This window comes from Lentzea sp. NPDC036955, from assembly GCF_055608005.1.
In genome coordinates this window covers 651,786-669,059 of the sequence record NZ_JBVJRC010000004.1, presented here as the reverse complement: position 1 = coordinate 669,059, position 17,274 = coordinate 651,786, and the positions used below count along the sequence as shown (strand labels likewise).

General features: G+C 71.2%; 18 protein-coding genes. 5 read left to right on the top strand and 13 right to left on the bottom strand.

What is annotated here, in order from left to right; genetic code table 11:
* The first annotated feature begins 3 nt into the window (after nt 1-3).
* On the top strand, nt 4-1,236 hold the full coding sequence (locus tag ACZ7CF_RS16755) for an isochorismate synthase (protein ID WP_360399717.1): 1,233 nt from the start codon (nt 4-6) through the stop codon (nt 1,234-1,236).
* Here the strand turns inward: ACZ7CF_RS16755 and ACZ7CF_RS16750 are convergent.
* The 7 genes from ACZ7CF_RS16750 to menD form a co-directional block, all read right to left on the bottom strand.
* The gene (locus ACZ7CF_RS16750; protein WP_360399720.1) at nt 1,233-1,403 is read right to left on the bottom strand and encodes a DUF397 domain-containing protein; all 171 of its coding nucleotides are present in this window, start codon (nt 1,401-1,403) and stop codon (nt 1,233-1,235) included. The two genes, ACZ7CF_RS16755 and ACZ7CF_RS16750, sit on opposite strands and share 4 nt — an antisense overlap.
* Nucleotides 1,381-2,229, bottom strand: coding sequence for a helix-turn-helix domain-containing protein (locus ACZ7CF_RS16745; RefSeq protein WP_360399723.1), 849 nt, complete (start codon nt 2,227-2,229; stop codon nt 1,381-1,383). The genes ACZ7CF_RS16750 and ACZ7CF_RS16745 overlap by 23 nt, the downstream gene beginning before the upstream one ends.
* Nucleotides 2,230-2,296: 67 nt before the next feature.
* Complete coding sequence (locus tag ACZ7CF_RS16740) at nt 2,297-3,511, bottom strand: WXG100-like domain-containing protein (RefSeq protein ID WP_470369935.1); 1,215 nt, start codon at nt 3,509-3,511, stop codon at nt 2,297-2,299.
* A 25-nt stretch (nt 3,512-3,536) separates the two neighbouring features.
* Nucleotides 3,537-4,073 carry a DUF3558 family protein gene (locus ACZ7CF_RS16735; protein ID WP_470369934.1) on the bottom strand — a complete coding sequence of 179 codons (537 nt, stop codon included), beginning with the start codon at nt 4,071-4,073 and terminating at the stop codon, nt 3,537-3,539.
* Between the two features lie 9 nt (nt 4,074-4,082).
* Nucleotides 4,083-4,433, bottom strand: a complete 351-nt coding sequence (locus tag ACZ7CF_RS16730; protein ID WP_470369933.1) for a hypothetical protein — start codon at nt 4,431-4,433, stop codon at nt 4,083-4,085.
* Nucleotides 4,434-4,643: 210 nt separating this feature from the next.
* Nucleotides 4,644-6,146: a M1 family metallopeptidase gene (locus ACZ7CF_RS16725; protein ID WP_470369932.1), complete on the bottom strand. Its 1,503-nt coding sequence runs from the start codon at nt 6,144-6,146 to the stop codon at nt 4,644-4,646.
* Nucleotides 6,147-6,212: 66 nt separating this feature from the next.
* The gene (menD, locus tag ACZ7CF_RS16720) at nt 6,213-7,784 is read right to left on the bottom strand and encodes a 2-succinyl-5-enolpyruvyl-6-hydroxy-3-cyclohexene-1-carboxylic-acid synthase (protein ID WP_470369931.1); all 1,572 of its coding nucleotides are present in this window, start codon (nt 7,782-7,784) and stop codon (nt 6,213-6,215) included.
* A gap of 19 nt (nt 7,785-7,803) precedes the next feature.
* On the opposite strand from menD, the gene ACZ7CF_RS16715 reads away from it, so the two are divergent.
* From ACZ7CF_RS16715 to ACZ7CF_RS16700, 4 genes are all read left to right on the top strand, one after another.
* Nucleotides 7,804-8,706, top strand: a complete 903-nt coding sequence (locus ACZ7CF_RS16715) for a 1,4-dihydroxy-2-naphthoyl-CoA synthase (RefSeq protein WP_458430132.1) — start codon at nt 7,804-7,806, stop codon at nt 8,704-8,706.
* A gap of 21 nt (nt 8,707-8,727) precedes the next feature.
* Nucleotides 8,728-9,765: an o-succinylbenzoate--CoA ligase gene (gene menE / locus ACZ7CF_RS16710; RefSeq protein ID WP_360399744.1), complete on the top strand. Its 1,038-nt coding sequence runs from the start codon at nt 8,728-8,730 to the stop codon at nt 9,763-9,765.
* Between the two features lie 89 nt (nt 9,766-9,854).
* Nucleotides 9,855-10,943, top strand: a complete 1,089-nt coding sequence (locus ACZ7CF_RS16705; protein WP_470369930.1) for a hypothetical protein — start codon at nt 9,855-9,857, stop codon at nt 10,941-10,943.
* 45 nt (nt 10,944-10,988) lie between these two features.
* Nucleotides 10,989-11,861, top strand: coding sequence for a 1,4-dihydroxy-2-naphthoate polyprenyltransferase (locus tag ACZ7CF_RS16700; RefSeq protein ID WP_470369929.1), 873 nt, complete (start codon nt 10,989-10,991; stop codon nt 11,859-11,861).
* Nucleotides 11,862-11,868: 7 nt separating this feature from the next.
* On the opposite strand, the gene ACZ7CF_RS16695 is transcribed toward ACZ7CF_RS16700, so the two are convergent.
* From ACZ7CF_RS16695 to ACZ7CF_RS16670, 6 genes are read right to left on the bottom strand one after another with little or no spacing between them, the layout of a single operon-like run.
* Nucleotides 11,869-12,270, bottom strand: coding sequence for a hypothetical protein (locus tag ACZ7CF_RS16695; RefSeq protein WP_360399753.1), 402 nt, complete (start codon nt 12,268-12,270; stop codon nt 11,869-11,871).
* Nucleotides 12,270-12,719 (bottom strand): hypothetical protein, encoded by a 450-nt coding sequence (locus tag ACZ7CF_RS16690; protein WP_360399756.1) that lies wholly within the window; start codon nt 12,717-12,719, stop codon nt 12,270-12,272. The genes ACZ7CF_RS16695 and ACZ7CF_RS16690 overlap by 1 nt, the downstream gene beginning before the upstream one ends.
* Before the next feature lie 10 nt (nt 12,720-12,729).
* Entirely contained in the window at nt 12,730-13,710 is a 981-nt protein-coding gene (locus ACZ7CF_RS16685) for a hypothetical protein (protein WP_458430126.1), read from the bottom strand.
* Nucleotides 13,707-14,090, bottom strand: a complete 384-nt coding sequence (locus tag ACZ7CF_RS16680) for a hypothetical protein (protein ID WP_360399762.1) — start codon at nt 14,088-14,090, stop codon at nt 13,707-13,709. Before ACZ7CF_RS16680 ends, ACZ7CF_RS16685 begins: the two co-directional genes overlap by 4 nt.
* A complete protein-coding gene (locus ACZ7CF_RS16675; protein ID WP_470369928.1) occupies nt 14,087-16,924 on the bottom strand; it encodes a hypothetical protein in 2,838 nt (945 codons plus the stop codon). The genes ACZ7CF_RS16680 and ACZ7CF_RS16675 overlap by 4 nt, the downstream gene beginning before the upstream one ends.
* The gene (locus ACZ7CF_RS16670; protein WP_360399768.1) at nt 16,921-17,226 is read right to left on the bottom strand and encodes a hypothetical protein; all 306 of its coding nucleotides are present in this window, start codon (nt 17,224-17,226) and stop codon (nt 16,921-16,923) included. Before ACZ7CF_RS16670 ends, ACZ7CF_RS16675 begins: the two co-directional genes overlap by 4 nt.
* Between the last annotated feature and the right edge of the window lie 48 nt (nt 17,227-17,274).

Below are 17,274 nucleotides of genomic sequence, written 5' to 3'. Positions count from 1 at the left end.
GGCGTGACATCAGCACCCACATCACGAGCACGGCAGCGGATCCGCGTCCGGTCGAGGCGGGACAGGGCCGGTGACCTGCTCGGACTGCTGCCGAACCCGGAGCAGGCCCTCGCGTGGGTGCGCGACGGCTCCGGACTGGTCGGGTGGGGCGAGGCCGCGCGCCTGGAGGTGAGCGGTCCGGACCGGTTCGCCCGCGCCGACGCGTGGTGGCGCGAGTTCGTCAGCCACCTCGACGTGGACGACGAGCTGGGCGTTCCCGGCAGCGGCCCCGTCGCGTTCATCTCGATGGCGTTCGCCGACGAGCCCGGCGACTCGGTGCTGATCGTCCCCGAGGTCGTCGTCGGCAGGCGCAACGGTGTGGAGTGGGTCACCACCATCGGCACCGCCGACTCGATCCCCCGCAAAACCCCTCTCTCGCGCCCTTCGGCGGTCCGTTACGCCAACGGCCAGCTGCCCGTCACGCAGTACCGCGAGGCCGTGCGCGAGGCCGTCGCCCGCATGCGCGACGGCGAGCTCGGCAAGGTCGTGCTCGCCCACGACCTCCTGGCCGTGACCGACAAACGGCTCGACCAGCGCTTCGTGCTCCAAGGCCTCGCACGGCGCTACCCCGAGTGCTGGGCCTACGCGGTCGACGGTCTCGTGGGCGCCACACCCGAACTGCTGCTGCGGCGCACCGGCTCCGTGGTCGACTCACGCGTGCTGGCGGGTACGACGTGGCCGCACGACGGCATCAGCGACGAAGAGCTCGCGGCGGCGTTGATGTCGTCCGAGAAGAACCTCGAAGAGCACGAGTACGCGATCACCTCTCTCGCGGAGACGTTGCGCCCCTTCTGCTCGACCATGTCCGTCGACGGCCCGTCGGTCCTGCGCCTGCCGAACGTCTCGCACCTGTCCAGCGACGTCATCGGCACGCTGTCGTCGTCCGCGTCCCTGCTGCACCTCGGTGAGGCCGTGCACCCCACGGCGGCCGTCGGCGGAACACCGCGGCTGGACGCGACCCGGCTGATCGCGCAGCTGGAGGGCATGGACCGCGGGCGCTACGCCGGACCGGTCGGGTGGATCGACGGCAACGGCGACGGCGAGCTCGGCATCGCCCTGCGGTGCGCGCAGATCAACGGGTCGACGGCACGCCTGTTCGCCGGCTGCGGGCTCGTCGCCGACTCGGACCCCGACAGCGAGGTGCAGGAGGCGCACGCCAAGATGCGCCCCATGCGGGAGGCGCTGGAAGGGCTTTAGAGCTCTTCCAGGAACGCGTGCCAGGCAGAGGTGCTGAAGGTCAGCACCTCACCGGCCGTGTTCTTGGTGTCGCGGACGAGCACGTCCCGGGTCAGCGACACCTCGACGCAATCACCCTCCGGCGTCCCGTTGCTGTAGCTGCTCTTACGCCAGGCGCGGTCCTGCATCGTGGAGGTCCTCTCGCGGTGAGCCGACGTACTCCGCCAGCTTGCTCCGCGATTGTTCCTCATCCAAGGCGACCTCGGCCAAGCGGTTGAAGATCAACCTGGTGCGCGCGATCGCCCCGGGGTCCTGCACGAACACGTGCGTGAGGTCGGATTCGCTGTAGACGACCGGCAACGCCTTCTCGTACTCCCACAGCCGGACACCCGCCGAGTTGATGAGCACGTTCGCGGGGACTATTCGCACAATGCGCGCGTTGAACAGCAGCTGGAGGTACTGGTCCTCCATGATCTCGGCGTTGCCGACCTGCTGCCGCAGCGCCAGCTCATGGATGTAGAACAAGCAATCCGGCCGATTGTGTCGACGCAGCACCGCCTGGCGATCTATTCGGGCCTGCACCAGCGCCGGGATTCGTTCTTCGGTGGCGACACCGTGGGCTCGGTAGAGGGCATCGGCGTACCGCTCCGTCTGCAGTAGCCCGGCCACCGTCAACGTGTCGTAGTTGAGCATCTTGTCGGCCGTCGACTCGGCCAGGGCGAGCGTGCGGACGTTGTCCGAGACCTGGACGATGTACTCGTCGAAGGCGTACCGGTACCTGCGCCGGAAGTCCTCGAAGAAGTCGACGTCCTTGCCGCACATCGTGATGAACTGGACCAGGTCGACCTCGCTCGGCCGGGTTTTGCCCTTTTCGATGGTGGACACCTTGCTGGGGTCCCAGCCGAGCCGTTGCGCCATGGCGTTTCCGGTGAGATCGGTGCTGGACTCGCGCAGCCGGCGCAACTCGTCGCCGAGATCGCGGCTGTACGCGGTGGATGGAGTGCTTGGGGCCATGTCCATCGAGGGTATGACGTGTTTCTATTCCAAGATACTGGCTCGTTCGGGTGAAATGGGGACGAGCTCATTCCCCGATGACCGGGGGAACGACCATCCGGTTGTCGTCGAAGTACTCGTCGGTCGGCACGAGGTAGTTGGACCGGTGTTCCTTGTCCTCCTCGCCGCCGTTTCCCGCGCCCGCGGCGGGGCCGGCTCCGACTGGGCCGGGAGCGCCGTTCCTGCCCGCTCCGGGAGCACCGCCGCCGCCGCGCGTTCCCTCCGCACCCGGCGCGACGCCCGCGGCACCGCCCGGTGTGGCGGGACCGAACGTGCCCCGTCCCGCGGCACCACCGGGGCGCGCCGTGCCGAACCCGCCGGCACCGCGGCCACCGCCCGCTCCCCCGCCCCTGCCCGCGGCGGTGCGCGGGGTGCTCATGCCCTGGACGGCTCCCGAGGAGACCGGTGAGCCCGAACCGGGTGCGGGTGGCGTGCGGTCGGGCGGCGTCGGGCCAGGCGGCGTGGGGTGGGCGGCCGATGCGGACCACGCGGTCCTCGTGGCGCTGGAGTCGCCGGCCGGGTTGCCGTTGACCGGGCTGACCGGGCTCACCGGGACGCCGGGCACACCGACGACGGGGGTGCCGACCTGCGTGGCCGGGTGCACCGCGTTCGGGTTCACCGTGGCCGTGGTGTGCGCGAACGTCGTGCTACTCGTCGTCGTCACGCCCTGGTCGCCGGTGGTGACCTGCGGGACGTCGTCGAAGGCCGGCAGCAGCGCGGCGGAGGCCGCCAGCGCGTTGTCGCGGGCCTGCACGACCCGTTCGGCCTCCTGCTTGGCGGCCTTGGCCTTCTCGTACTGGGCCAGGACGTCGAACGGGGCCGCCACCATGCGGACCGGGTTCCAGCTGGTCGCCGCGTCCTTCAGCATCCGCGCGGGGTCGAACGGGACCTCCTGCGGGAACGCGCTCTTCACCGCCACTGCCGCCGCGGCCTGCTCCTCGACCACGCGGGCCGTTGCGGTGAACGTCGACGCCAGCTCGTCCGTGAAGGAGCAGATCTTCGTCAACGCCGCCGACGCACCGGCGCCCGCAGCGCCCGACCAGCCCGCGCGCAGGCCGTTGACCACCTCGTTGATCCCGGCCGCCAGCTCGGTCAGCTCGGTGCCGATCGACCTCCACTCGGCCGCGATCTCCCCCGCGAGCGCCGGGTCGTTGCCGTCCATCGCCAGCCGGTGCAGGTCTGCGTGGCTGTGCGCCGAGTAGTTCACGTTCGGCTGCGGTAATCGCGGAGTGTCGTGCGGCATCGTCGTCCCCTCGCGGATCTGTGGATCAGGGCAGCCTGGCGGCCACCAGCTCGGCCGATCTCGTCGCCAGCGCGCAGGCCTTGGCGGTGTCGGCCGACGCGCCGCCCGCGCTCGCCACGAGCTGCACGCTCGACGACGCGGACACGGAGATCACCGCGTGGCAGAGGTCCTTCGCCCCGTCCGGCGCCGCCACGCTGAAGCCGTCGCGCTCGCCGAACCTGGCCGGGGTCTTCGCGTCACCGGAGTAGTCGAGGGCGTCGGCGCCCCGCCGCACGTCCACGGCGACGGTGAGACCGCCGTTCCCGCTGCCGTCCCACTCGCAGGTCTGCAGGCCGGCGGTCGTGCGGGGGCGCGGCGCGACGAGGCCCAGGCCGGCCGCCTCCGCCCCGCTGATCAGCTCGCAGGGCTTGACCCCGGCGAGCCCTGCGCCGGACGTGCGGCTGACCTCGCTGGTCACCGGCGTCCGCACCGAGGCGGGACGGGCCCGGCCGCTCACACCCCCGTCCGAACAGGCCGCGGCGAACAGGGCAAGACCGACCACGGCGATGCGCATGCGGTTCATGAGTTCCCGTCAGAGTCTGTTCAGCGTGTCGGACGTGCTCTCTTCCACGTTCCGGTACGACCGGCTGCTCTTGTCCAGCTCGGCCCTCAGCTCGTCGATCACCCTCAGCAGGCCGGGGATGACCGTGGAGCGCGCGAGCTCGCCGACCCGTTCGTTGATCGAACCCACGGCCTGCGCGTAGCCCCCGCCGAGCGGGGTCCTGGTCGCGAGCAGCGACGACCTGCGCTTGATCCGCTCCAGGGTCCGCTGGAGGTCATCGAGCTTCCCGATCGCCTTGTCGACGGCCTGCGGGTCGTGTTCGATGTACAGCCCGGAGGTGTGGGCCTGAGCGCTTTCCCCGGCACTGTTCTGATCCGCCACAGGCTCACCTCCCCGAGACCGGCACCGTGATCCGGGGAGTGACGTTAGGGCAGAATCAGGGGAACAAAAACGGATTGACCCGCAAAACACCCCGTTCGGATTAACCGGTTCCACCGGATCGGGAATACATTGATCGCGATCCAAGCACAAAAAAGCCGTGAGCGGTTTTGGTCATATCAATGACAAAAACCGCTCACGGCCGGATGGCGACTACTTGTGGGCGTCCAGCAGCTCGTGCGTCAGCGCGATCTTGGCCCGCGACTTCGGCTCTGCGGCCTTCGCCGTGGTCTTCGCCGTCAGGGCGGCGGACCGGCCGGGGGCCTCCGCCGGCTTGCCCTTGGTGAAGAGCCAGGTCTGGAACAGCTGGTCGAGCTGCTGCCCGGAGACCCGCTCGGCCAGCGCGATGAACTCCTCGATGGTGGCGTCGGAGTACTTCTTCTCGGCCTGCCAGGTCTTGAGGACCTCGAAGAACTTCTCGTCGCCCACGGCCACGCGCAGCGCGTGCACCGCGAGCGCGCCGCGGTCGTAGACGGCGCCGTGGAAGACGTTGTCAGCGCCGGGGTCGCCGGGCAGGACCTGCCAGAACGGGTCGTCGGCCGGGTAGGAGTCGTAGACGAAGTCGGCGTTCTCCTGGGCCGTGCCCTCGCCGACGTGCTCGGACCACAGGAACTCCGCGTAGGAGGCGAAGCCCTCGTTCAGCCAGATGTCGCGCCAGTGGTGCACCGACACCGAGTCGCCGAACCACTGGTGGCCGAGCTCGTGGGCGACGACGTAGGTGTTGGCGCCGCGGCGGAAGAACGCGTCGTCGTAGGTGGGCCGGGTCTGGTCCTCCAGCGCGTAGCCGAGGTCGGGGGTGACGACACCGCCCTGCGCCTCGAACGGGTACGGGCCGAAGTTGCCGGACAGGAACTCGATGACCTCGGGGGTGCGTTCGACGCTGGCCCTGGCGGCGTCGGTGGAGTCGCCGAGGCGCGTGGAGTAGGCGTTGAACACCGGCTGGCCGTTGGGCGCCGCGTACTGGCGGAGCTCGTACTGGCCGATGGTGAGGAACGTCAGGTAGGTGGCCTGCGGCTTGGTGCTGCGCCAGTTCCAGCGGGTCCAGCCGTTGATCTGGCGGGTGTTGCCGAGGAAGGTGCCGTTCGAGATGACCTCGACGCCCTCCGGGACGGCGACGTTGACGTCGAAGGTGGCCTTGTCGGTGGGGTGGTCGTTGGCGGGGAACCACCAGCGGGCGATCTCCGGCTCACCGATCGCGAGCGCGCCGTCGGGCGTCTTGGTCCACGCCGTGTAGCCGTTGTGGTCCTTGACCTGCGACGGGACGTCGGCGTAGGTCACCACGACGGTGACGTCCTGGCCCTTGCGCAGGCCACCGCGCGGGGTGACGACGAGCTCGTCGCCGTCCTGGACGAACGAGGCGGGGGCGTTGTTGACCCGCAGCGTCTTGACCTTGAGCAGGAAGTCCAGGTTGAACTGGGTGAGGTCCTCGGTGGCCTTGGCGAGGATCGTCGTGGTGCCGGAGAGCTGGTCGCCGTTGGGGTTGTAGTTGAGCCTGATGTCGTAGTGGGAGACGTCGTACCCGCCGTTGCCGTAGCCGGGGAAGTACGGGTCGCCCGCGCCGGGGGCACCGGGCGCCGCGGCGAGCGCCGTTCCCGCGAAGAGCGTCACTGCGGCTGCGGACGCGACCGCGGCCGTTGCCTTGGTTCTGATCGACATGCGCCGGACGCTATCCACCCCTTTCCGGGGGCAACCACCGACTTACGTAGGTTTCGGAGGGTTTTCCTACCTGCTGAAAACCGTTGACACCGTCGACTTGAGACGTTGGTGCAAAGAGCGCAGTTCGTCTCTTTTCGACCGCACTTCCACCACTTGGATGCCCTCCGGTGGCGCAAGTGCGCTACGGAACTCCTCCTTGCCGTCCACAATGGAGTGCCTGATCCGGTGTCCGGCGCACAATGCCGCGAGATCAGCTCCGTGCGGCGTGCCGAAAATCCGCTCGAAACTCTTGTCGTGTTCCGGCGCGCCCTGTTCCAGCAACGAGAAGATGCCGCCGCCGTCGTCGTTGAGCACCACGATCGTCAGGTCCGGCCGCCGGTCGGTGATCAGGCCGTTGAGGTCGTGCAGGAACGTCAGGTCGCCCATCAACGCGTAGGCCGGTCCTTCGTGCGTGGTCGCCAGCCCGATGGCCGTGGACACGCTCCCATCGATGCCCGCGGCGCCCCGGTTGGCGTGGACCTCCAGGTCGTCGCGGCGCTCGCCGGCGAAGTCGACGTCCCGGATGGGGTTGGAGGAGCCCACGAAGAGCATCGAGCCGGCCGGGACCGTGTGCGTGAGCTCGCGCGCCACGTGCAGCCCTGTCGGCCACGGCTCGGCGTCCAGCAGCTCGTCCACGGCGGCGCTGACGTCCTTGACCGCGCTCTGCCAGGCCTGTGCCCAGTCCTGGTCGACGGCCTGCGGCTCGGGCAGCCACGTCGAGGCGCGGGTGGCGGTGAACTGCGTGTCCGCCCACTCCGCCTGGTCGCCGACGGCGTGCACGACCGCGGTGTTCTTGAGGAGCGCCTGCTGGCCGCGGCTCAGCGTGACCCGGCCGACGACCAGGACCGCCTCGGGCTCCAGGTGTTCCGGCAGACCGGCGTTGAGCAGCAGTGAACCGTGGCGGAGGCCGCCGGGGGCGGTGGGTTCGGCGATGACGGGCCAGCCGAGCCGCGCGGCTTCCCGGACGCGGCCGGGGTGGTCGTCGCCGAGGAGCACCAGCGTTTTCGCGGGCAGGTCCGACGGGCGGGTTTCGATTGCGGTGGTTCGGTCCGTGGCCGTCCACGGGGTGCGGTCGGACGTGGGCCACGCGTCGTCGTCGGGAGTGAGCGGCGGGCGGAACGGGATGTTGATGTGCGACGGGCCGTCGGTGGCCATCGCGCGACAGATGAGAGATCGCGTCGTGGGCTCGTCTGCGGCCTCGGGCATGTGGAGCGTCCGGATGCCGAGGATGTCGTGCTGGTTGATCGTCTGGCTGGCGCCGGTGCGGTAGAGCTCGACCGGGCGGTCGGCGGTGAGCGCGACCAGCGGGACGTGCGTCAGCTCCGCCTCGACCACCGCCGGGTGCAGGTTCGCCACGGCGGTGCCGCTCGTGCAGGTGACGACGGCCGGCGTGCCGCGCTTGGCCAGGCCGAGCGCGAGGAACCCCGCGGTGCGCTCGTCGATCCGCACGTGCAGCGTCAGCAGGCCCCTCTGCTCGGCCTGGTGCAGCGCGAACGACAGCGGGGCGTTGCGCGAACCGGGGCACAGGACGACGTGCCGCACGCCGTTGCGCACCAGCTCGTCGACGACCACCCTCGCCTGCAGCGTTGCCGGATTCATGCGCCTAGAGTCTCAGACCGTGGCAGACCAGGACCTCTTCGACCCGTCGTTGTGGAAGCCGATCGAGGGCTTCGACTTCACCGACATCACCTACCACCGCGCGCTCGACCAGGGCACCGTGCGCATCGCGTTCAACCGGCCCGAGGTGCGCAACGCGTTCCGGCCGCACACGGTGGACGAGCTGTACCGGGCGCTCGACCACGCGCGGATGTCGAGTGACGTCGGGTGCGTGCTGCTGACGGGCAACGGGCCGAGTCCCAAGGACGGTGGCTGGGCCTTCTGCAGTGGCGGTGACCAGCGGATTCGCGGGCGCAGCGGGTATCAGTACGCGTCGGGTGAGACGGCGGAGACGGTGGACCCGGCGCGGGCGGGGCGGTTGCACATCCTGGAGTGCCAGCGGCTGATCCGGTTCATGCCGAAGGTCGTCATCGCGGTCGTGCCGGGGTGGGCGGCCGGGGGTGGGCACAGCCTGCACGTGGTGTGCGACCTCACCATCGCGAGCGAGGAGCACGCGCGGTTCAAGCAGACGGACGCGGACGTCGGCTCGTTCGACGGCGGGTACGGGTCCGCCTACCTGGCGCGGCAGGTGGGGCAGAAGTTCGCGCGGGAGATCTTCTTCCTCGGGCGCACGTACAGCGCCGAGGACATGTTCAAGATGGGCGCGGTCAACGCGGTCGTCAAGCACGCCGAGCTGGAGACCACGGCGCTGCAGTGGGCCCGGGAGATCAACGGCAAGTCGCCGACCGCGCAGCGGATGCTCAAGTACGCGTTCAACCTGATCGACGACGGCCTGGTGGGGCAGCAGCTCTTCGCCGGGGAGACGACGCGGCTCGCGTACATGACCGACGAGGCGGTCGAGGGGCGCGACTCGTTCCTGGAGAAGCGCGACCCCGACTGGTCGAACTACCCGTACTACTTCTGAGTCCGCACTCCTCTTGGGCAGGTGACCGTGCTCGACGAACTGCGCGCGGCGCTCTCCGGTGGCGAACCGCTGGTGGACGGACCGCTCGACGGCTGGGAGAAGCGGGCCGCCATCGGCGTGCCGACCTCCGGGTCCACGGGCGAGCCGAAGACGGTGCTGCTCGACGCCGAGGCGCTGACCACGTCCGCGGAGGCCACGCACGAACGGCTGGGCGGGCCCGGCACGTGGCTGCTGGCGTTGCCGACGGGCCACATCGCCGGCATCCAGGTGCTGGTGCGGTCCGTCGTCGCCGGCACGACGCCCGGTGAGCTGGACCTGTCCGGCGGCTTCCGCGCCATGGGGTTCGCGCTGGCCGCGCGGCCGGTGCTGGCCGAACCGGGGCGGCACTACACGGCGCTGGTGCCCACGCAGCTGTCCCGGCTCGTCGCCGGGGAGGGGCCGGGGCTGGAGGCGTTGCGGCAGTTCGACGGCGTGCTGATCGGCGGGGCGGCCACCCCGCCGCGGCTGTTGCAGCAGGCGCGCGCGCTCGGGGTGCAGGTCGTCACCACGTACGGAATGAGCGAGACGGCCGGCGGGTGTGTGTACGACGGTGTGCCGCTCAAGGACGTCGAGCTGCGCACGGACGACCTGATCGAGATCAGCGGGCCGGTGCTGGCGCTGGGGTACCGCGGCAGCCCCGAGCCGTTCGGCGAGTGGTTCCGCACCGGTGACCTCGGGCGGCTGCGCGACGGGCGGCTGGAGGTGCTCGGGCGGGCCGACGACATGATCGTCACGGGCGGCGAGAAGGTGCCCCCCGTGCTGGTGGAGAGGGCCCTGGCCACGGTGGACGGCGTGCTGGAGGCGTGCGTCGTCGGCGTGCAGGACGACGAGTGGGGACAGGTCGTGGCGGCCGCCGTCGTCGCGCGCGGCGGCACTCCCCCGGTCGAGGACCTCAAGGCCGCGGTGGCAGAGCAGGTGGGCCGGGCAGCGGCGCCGAAGCTGGTGCGGTTCGTCACCGAACTGCCGTTGCGCGGACCGGGCAAGGTCGACCGGACCGCGGTGGCCGACTCCTTCAGGTGACCTCCTTTAGGTGAACCTTTACCGCTGAGGACGACTCTCGCCGCGAAGCGCACGGACCCAGGCCGTGCGCGCTGGCGATGGGGGTTCTCATGCGCTACCTGTTACCGCTGGTCGTCGGGGCGGCCCTGACGGTCGGACTGGCGGCACCCGCCCAGGCCGCCTCCAACGAGTGGACCGTCGACGCGAGCGGGCACGCCGTCTCGTGGGGTGGCGCCCCGCGGATCGGTCTGGTCGAGCTCGGGACGCACCGGCTCGCGCGGCCCGCCAACGCGGTCACGGCGGCGGTGACCGGCGACGGCGTCGTCGACGTGCGCGGACTGCGCGCCGACGGGCAGTGGACCGAGTGGTACGAGGCACCGGCGACGTTGCCGGTCACCACCTCGACCGTTCAGGCGCGGGTCGTCCTGAACAGCGGCAAGGCCGCGAAGGTGAAGGTGTCGGCGTACACCGCGCCCGCTGCCGCCGAGGACGTGTCGGCGCTGGCCGCCGGGCGTTCGTACCGCGTCTACGCCACGCGGGAGGGCCTGGTCGGCGGCACCACCGCCAACGGGCACGTGATCCGCTCGCGCGACCACTTCGTCGCCCTGCCGTCGCGGCGGGGCCTGGCGGGCAACAACTCCGGCAACTACAGCGTGCAGGTGTGCGCGTCGAACGGCCGCTGCGAGTGGGCGCCGGTGTGGGACGTCGGCCCGTGGAACACCAAGGACGACTACTGGAACCCGGCCACGACCCGCGAGATGTGGAAGGACCTGCCGCAGGGCAAGCCGGAGGCGCAGGCCGCGTACGAGAACGACTACAACGGCGGCAAGGACCAGTTCGGCCGCGCGGTCGCGAACCCGGCGGGCATCGACCTGGCCGACGGCACGTTCTGGGACGGCCTCCAGCTGTCGAACAACGCGTGGGTGACCGTGACGTACCTGTGGACCGGCTCCGGTCCGGTCGGGACGGTGCGCACCTCGGCGGCGAACGGCACGGTGAACGTGCGGTCCGGCGCGAACTCCTCGTCCTCCCAGGTGGGTCTGGCCGCGAACTACGCGCAGGTGCGGGTCACGTGCCAGCTGACCGGCGAGTCGGTGTCGGGCACGCAGGGCACGTCGAACGTCTGGTACCGCATCGCGTCCGGCAAGCACGTCGCGAAGGCCTACGTGGCGGGCGTCTCCGGAGCGACTAGCTGCTGATAACCCCTCGGCGGGTCCCCGGTGGCCATAGCGGAGGATGGGGGCATGGCCTCAGTCGTCCAGTGGATCCAGGGGACCCGCCCCCGCACGCTGCCGAACTCGATCGCACCGGTGGTCGTCGGCGCGGCGGCGGCGCACCACATCGACGAGTTCAACGCGCTGTTCACGGGACTCGCGCTGGTCGTGTCGATCGCGTTCCAGATCGGCGTGAACTTCGCGAACGACTACTCCGACGGCATCCGCGGCACCGACGACGACCGGGTGGGGCCGTTCCGCCTCACCGGTTCCGGTGCCGCGGAGCCGAAGAACGTGCGGCTGGCGGCGTTCATCAGCCTCGGTGCCGGCGCGCTGGCCGGGATCGCGCTGGTGGTGCTGTCCGGGTACTGGTGGCTGCTGGCCCTCGGTGCCGTGTGCATCGCGGGCGCGTGGTTCTACACCGGCGGCAAGCGCCCCTACGGTTACGCGGGCCTGGGCGAGATCGCGGTGTTCCTCTTCTTCGGGCCGGCCGCGGTGCTGGGCACGCTGTACGTGCAGACCGGGGAGATCACCGGGATCGGCATCGGCTCGTCGATCGCGATGGGCTGCATCTCGGCGGCCGTGCTGGTCGCGAACAACCTGCGGGACATCCCGACCGACGCGGTGTCGGGCAAGCGCACCCTCGCGGTCGTGCTGGGGGACAAGGACACCCGCCGGCTCTACCTGGCGCTGGTGGCCGTGCCGTTCCTGATCGCCGTGGGCATGACCGTGCGGGTGCCGTACGCGCTGCTGGGATTCCTGGCGGCGCCGGTGCTGCTGCCCGCTGTGCGCCGGGTCGCGGCGGGGCGCCAGGGGCGTGAGCTGATCCCGGTGCTGCAGTTCACCGGGATCGCGATGCTCGCGTGGGCCGTGCTGGTCAGCGTGGCCCTGGTCCTGGACTGACGGCCCGCTACCAGGCGTCCTCGGTGAACTGGGTGGGCTCGTCGTCGTCCTGGCGCTGCGGCCTGCGGGGCTGCGGCGGCCTGGCCGTCTCGCCCTGGATCAGCTCGTCGAGCCTGGCGCGGTCGGCTTCGAGCGCCTGGCGCACCAGCGGGTCGTGCGACGCCTCGCCGGTGAGGACCTGACGCCAGCTGAGCCCGGCACCGCGGGCGATGCGGTCGGCCAGCTGCCGCATCGCCGGTGACGCCTCGCTCGACTTCGCGAACTGCATCACCCTGCGCACGTCCTCAGTGGACGGTTCCTTGCCGCGCAGGTTCTGCGCGGTGGTGCGCATGTCCTGCTCGGCCTGCCGGACCGCCTGGGTCAGGAAGTCCTCCGCCGCCCGGATGTCCGGTGTCCGCCAGGCCGTCATCACCACTTGTCCTCCGTGAAGATGCCGGGGTCCATCTCGTCGCCGTCCTCGCCACCGCCGCGGCGCGGGCCCTGGGCGTTCATGATCTCCTCGGCGGTCATGCCCTCCTGGAGCATCTGGAACGCCTGCTTCATCTTGTTGACGTTCTCCTGCTGCATGGCCTGCACGTCCGGGTCCTGCGCGACCTTGCCGGAGACGACGTCCTCCCAGGTGAACTCGCCCGCGTCCACCTTGCGCTTCAACGCTTTCAGCTGCTCGGGCGCGTCCCGTTCCTGCGCGGCGCGTTCGACCTGCTGGGCGATGGCCTTGAAGTCGACGGGCGGCACCGGCGGCAGCGGGGTGTCCTTCAGCCGGTTCGCCAGGTCCTGCGCCTCCTTGAAGCGCGCGTCGACCTGCGCCTCGGCCGCACGCAGCTCCGGCGTCTTCCAGCTGTCGTTGGGCGTGCTCATGCTCTCCCCGTCAGTTCGACCCGAAGAGACCGCGTGGCAACGGCCTGACTTCGTCGCGTACGTCGGTGACCTCACCACGCGTGGCGAACGTGCGCCACTGGCGGAAGTCGACCTCGGTCAGGCCCAGCTCCTGCGCCTGCTGGTAGTTCTCACCCAGGTAGTGCAGGGTGACCTGGTCGCTCTGGATGCCCAGGACCTCGAACGGCGCGCCGCGGTACGTGCAGAGCTTGCGGACGTGCACGAGCTCTTCGACGGCCGCGTCCGGCAGCTCCAGCGACCAGTGTCCGTTGCGGTCGGTGAAGTCCTCCGGCACCGTCTGGCCGGGGAACGGGTGCAGGATCAGCGCACCCGGCCGCGGCGCGAAGTCGACCTCGAAGTCCTGGCCGCGGTAGCGCGCCATCAGTCCACGCCGGACGGTCGGGCGCAGCGGAACCGGGCCCTGCCAGTACCTCCCCGGCCCGAAGCCCACGTCCCCCGTCGGCACCCAGCCGACCTGGCGGTCGACGTACTTGCCGACGCTGCGGCCCTCGCCGTTCGGCTCGAACCGCCACAGCTCGGTGCCGGCCGCGAACTCGCTGAGCTCCATGACGTACTCGGGGATCGGCGTGGCGCTCGGCGTGTACCCGGTGCCCGTGAACGGCAGCGGGTAGACGCGCGTCGTGCCCATCTTCCGCGCGCCTTCGAGGTCGGGACCGCCGAAGCTGGTCTCGAAGAGCTCCGTCGTGTGCGCGTAGAACCGCAGCAGGTACTGCGTGCCCTGCGGCCAGCCCTCGACCCGATCGACGCCGAACGCCTCGGCGAACTGCGTGCTCGTGCCCTGCGGGAAGTCCTGGCCGCGGGTGACGAACCCGGCGGTGCGGTGCGGCTCGAACCGGCCGGTGACCGTGACGTTGCCCAGGTAGAGCTGCGCCGTCGCCGGGTGCACGATCTTCTGCAGGATGGTCTCCGGCCCGATGCCCGCTGCCTTGTGCACGGCCTGTGGCGTGGTCATCCCAGGTTCTCCTTCTTCCACCGCGCCAGGTGGTCGGTGCGGTCGACCCGCACGTCCTCCAGCTCTGCCGCACTGATCGTGCCGTAGAAGCCGTTGTACCGGTCGCCCTGGAGCCCGTTCTGCGCGGCCCAGGTGCCGTCGTGCCCGACGTAGTCGACGGTCGCCGTGCCGTTGCGCACCTGGCCGACCCGGAACGGCTGCCCGCGCCACGTCGCCGTCGTGCGGTCCCGGTACCAGGCGTCCAGGTCGGCGATGGGCACCTGCCGCTCCGGTGCCTGCTCGCCGATCCGGATGAGCCAGACGTGGCCCTCCGCCGCCTCGCTCGTGCTCGTGCGGAAGGTCTCGCCGCGGTACTCGGCGACGTCGAAGTCGTGGGTCATGGCGTGCCCGCGGGCAGCTGGTACCAGCCGTACCGGCTGTCGTAGACGGCGTGCAGGCGCTCCCCGCCGGCCCGGTCGACCTGCCAGATCTCGGCGCGGTCAGGCAGGTCCGTGCCGCGCGGCACGATCCACTCCGGCACGCCGCCACCGGTGGACCCGGTGCCCGTGAACGGGTCGAGGTTCCGGTTCGGAGTGGCCACACCACCCGCGTCGGCCATCCGCTGCGCCGCGTCGTCGTAGCGCCGCTGCTCGGCCGCGTCCGCGTAGGTCTCCTTGTTCGGCCCGCCGAACGGGATGAACGCCTCCCCCGCCGTGGTCGCGTCGAGCTTGTAGCGCAACTGCATCGCCGAGTCCGCGTTCGCCGGGATCGGCGTCCAGCCGGCGCCCTTGTCGTCGAGGGCGAGGCCGTCCCGCAGCCCCTGCGGCGTGTTGATGTCCACCACGTCGACACCGCGCGCGATCGACCCGCCGACCTGGGTCTGCCAGTCCTGCCTGCGGTCGCCGTCCGGGTGCGGCGTCGCCGGCAGGTAGGTGTCCATCGCACCCTGGTTGAGGGCCTTGGTGACGATGTCGCCGTTGCCGACGGTCAGCTGGTTGCGGACGTCCGCGACGTGCCGGGCCTCGTCCGGGGTGAGGTTCGTCGACAGGGTCGTGCTGAGCTGCTCGTACCGCTGGCGGTCGGCCTCGTTCGGGAGGATGTGCTCCAGCTGCTGCCGGTAGCCCTCGCCCTGCGCGGCCATGGCCGAGTTGTCGAACTGCGGGGTGAGGTCGTGGCCCTGCGGCGACCGGGGCGGACCATCGCCGCCGCCACCGTTGTCGTCGCCGTTGTTGTGGTTGTCGGTGTTGTGGTTGTCGCCGGTGTTGTGGTTGCCGGGGGTGTCGTGGTCGGCGGGGCGGTCGGTGCCGGGGTCGCGGTCGTGACCGGTGGGGGTGTCGTCGTGGGGACGTGCGTCGTCGGCGCCGCTCGTGCCGGTGTCGTGCGGCTTGCCGTCGGTGTCGTGCGGGCGGGTGCCGTCCGTGTCGTGCGGGCGGGTGCCGTCCGTGTCGTGCGGGCGGGTGCCGTCGTGTGGGGTCGTGTCGTGGGGCTTGGTGTCGTGCGGCTTGGTGTCGGTCGGGGCACCGGTGCCGTCGTGGGGACGGGTGCTGTCGTGCGGCTTGGTGCCGCCGTCGTGGGGCGTGGTGCCGGACGGGGGCGTGTCGTGCGGACGCGGGGTGTCGTGGCCGGTCGGCGAGGGCAGGCCCGAGCCGGAACCGCCAGGCGCGTGACCCGCGGGCGAACCCGGAGTCGAGCCGTGACCAGCGGGCGAGGGCAGGCCGGAACCGTGGCCCGTCGGCGTGCCCGGAGTCGAGCCGTGGCTCGACGGCGTGCCCGGAGTCGAGCCGTGGCTCGAAGAGCCGTGTCCCGAAGGCGACGGCAGGCCGGACCCCTGACCGGACGGCGACGGCAGGCCGCCGGGGGTCGGGCGCGGGCCGGACGAGGTGCCGCCGGTGCCGGCGCCGGAGCCGGGGGTCGAGTGACCGGCCGGCTGGGGTGAGGGCAGTGCGGAACCCGAGCCGCCGGCCGGGCGGTGCTGCGGCGGGGCGGTGGGGGTGCCCGCGGCGGCCGTGGAGCCGGGGCGGGGGCCGGAGCGCTGCGTGTCGCCGCCTGCACCGGGGGTCATGGGGGCGCCCATCGGCATGGCGCCGCCGACCGGGGTGCCGGAGTGCGAGGACGGGGCGGGTGCGGGGGCCGCGCCGGCCGCGTGGGTCGTGTCGGGGCGGGTGACCGTGGGGCCGCCGGAGTGGCCGCCGGACGGGGGTGCGCTCGCGCTGCCACCGCCGCCGGGGCGGACCGGGGGCGGGGCCGTCACGGTGCCGCCACCTCCGCCGCCGCCACCGGACGAGGGAGCGGTGGTGTCGCCGGGCGACTGGACCGTGGGCGGTGCGGAGACCGGGGTGCCCGCGACCGGGGTGGAGACCGAGGCCGCCTTCGTGCCGTCGGCGCCGCCGCCGGACGGGGAGTAGACCTCGCGGACGGTCGAGCCGATGTCGCGTCCGCGCTCGCCGATCTCGGTGGCGGAGTCCTTGACGGACTGGATGTCCTCGTGGATGTCGCGGACGCTGTTGCGCACGTCGCGGGCGCCCTCGGCCACCTCCTGGGTGGCGTTCATGGCCTCGGCGAGGGAGTCGGCGTCCTTCAGCTTGCCGAGTGCAGAGGCGACCCGGCCCACGGCGTCGAAGAGGGCCTTCACGTCCGTGATGAGCTTCTTGACCGTGTCGATGATGTCCATGACACGGCGGTAGATCTGGTAGGCGTTCCAGACCATCTCGGCGGCCTTGATCCAACCGGCCACCGGGACCCAGACGGTCGCCGCCGCCTGCATGAGCTTGTTGATCAGGTAGTCGAGCAGGCGGGCGGCCTGCCTGCCCAGGGCCTCGGCGCCGGAGGCGACCGTGTCGAAGCCCTTCGCGATGAGCTGGGCGACGCCCATCTCCGCGAGCAGACCGGCCTTCCAGCCCAGCGCGATGTACTTCTCGTGGCTGCTCGCTGCCTCGCCGTCCCACGCGTCCCGCACCTTCCCGACGGCGTCGGTGAGGTTGTAGGACATGTCGTTCATGGCGTTGCCGACCGAGCGCCAGGCGTCGCCGTCGGCGCGGATCTTCGACCAGTCACCGGTGATCGGCGTGATGATCGTGGCGACCAGGCTCTCGCCCGTCACGGCCTCGAACACCCAGTTGACGGCCTGGACGCCCCAGCCCTGGTCCTGGAGGACGTCGTTCAGCGCGGCCCGGTCGACCTCGGGCTGCTGCAGCGAACCCGAGACCGGGCGCGGCGAGGAGTACGTCGTCGTCATCGCAGGAGGCCCTCGAAGATCTTCCGCTGGGCCAGGTCGACCTGCTCGTAGACGGCGGCCGTGGCCTCCACGCCGGTGGCGGTGCCCTCCAGTTTGGACTTGCCGAAGTCGAGGGTCTCGTCGAACAGCGCGCGCACGAGGTCCACGCCCGGCTGCAACAGCGTCAGCAGGCCGGTGAAACCGCTCTTGTCGCAGGCCGTGGCGTGGACGTACTTGCGGATCGTCTCGAACTCCGCTGCCTCGGTGCGCAGGTACTCGGCGTACGCGCGCAGCTCGGCAGCGTCTGTTGAAAACAGCGCCACGGCGGTCCCCCTCGGACTCAAAGTGCTCAGGTCACGCTGTGACGCAGC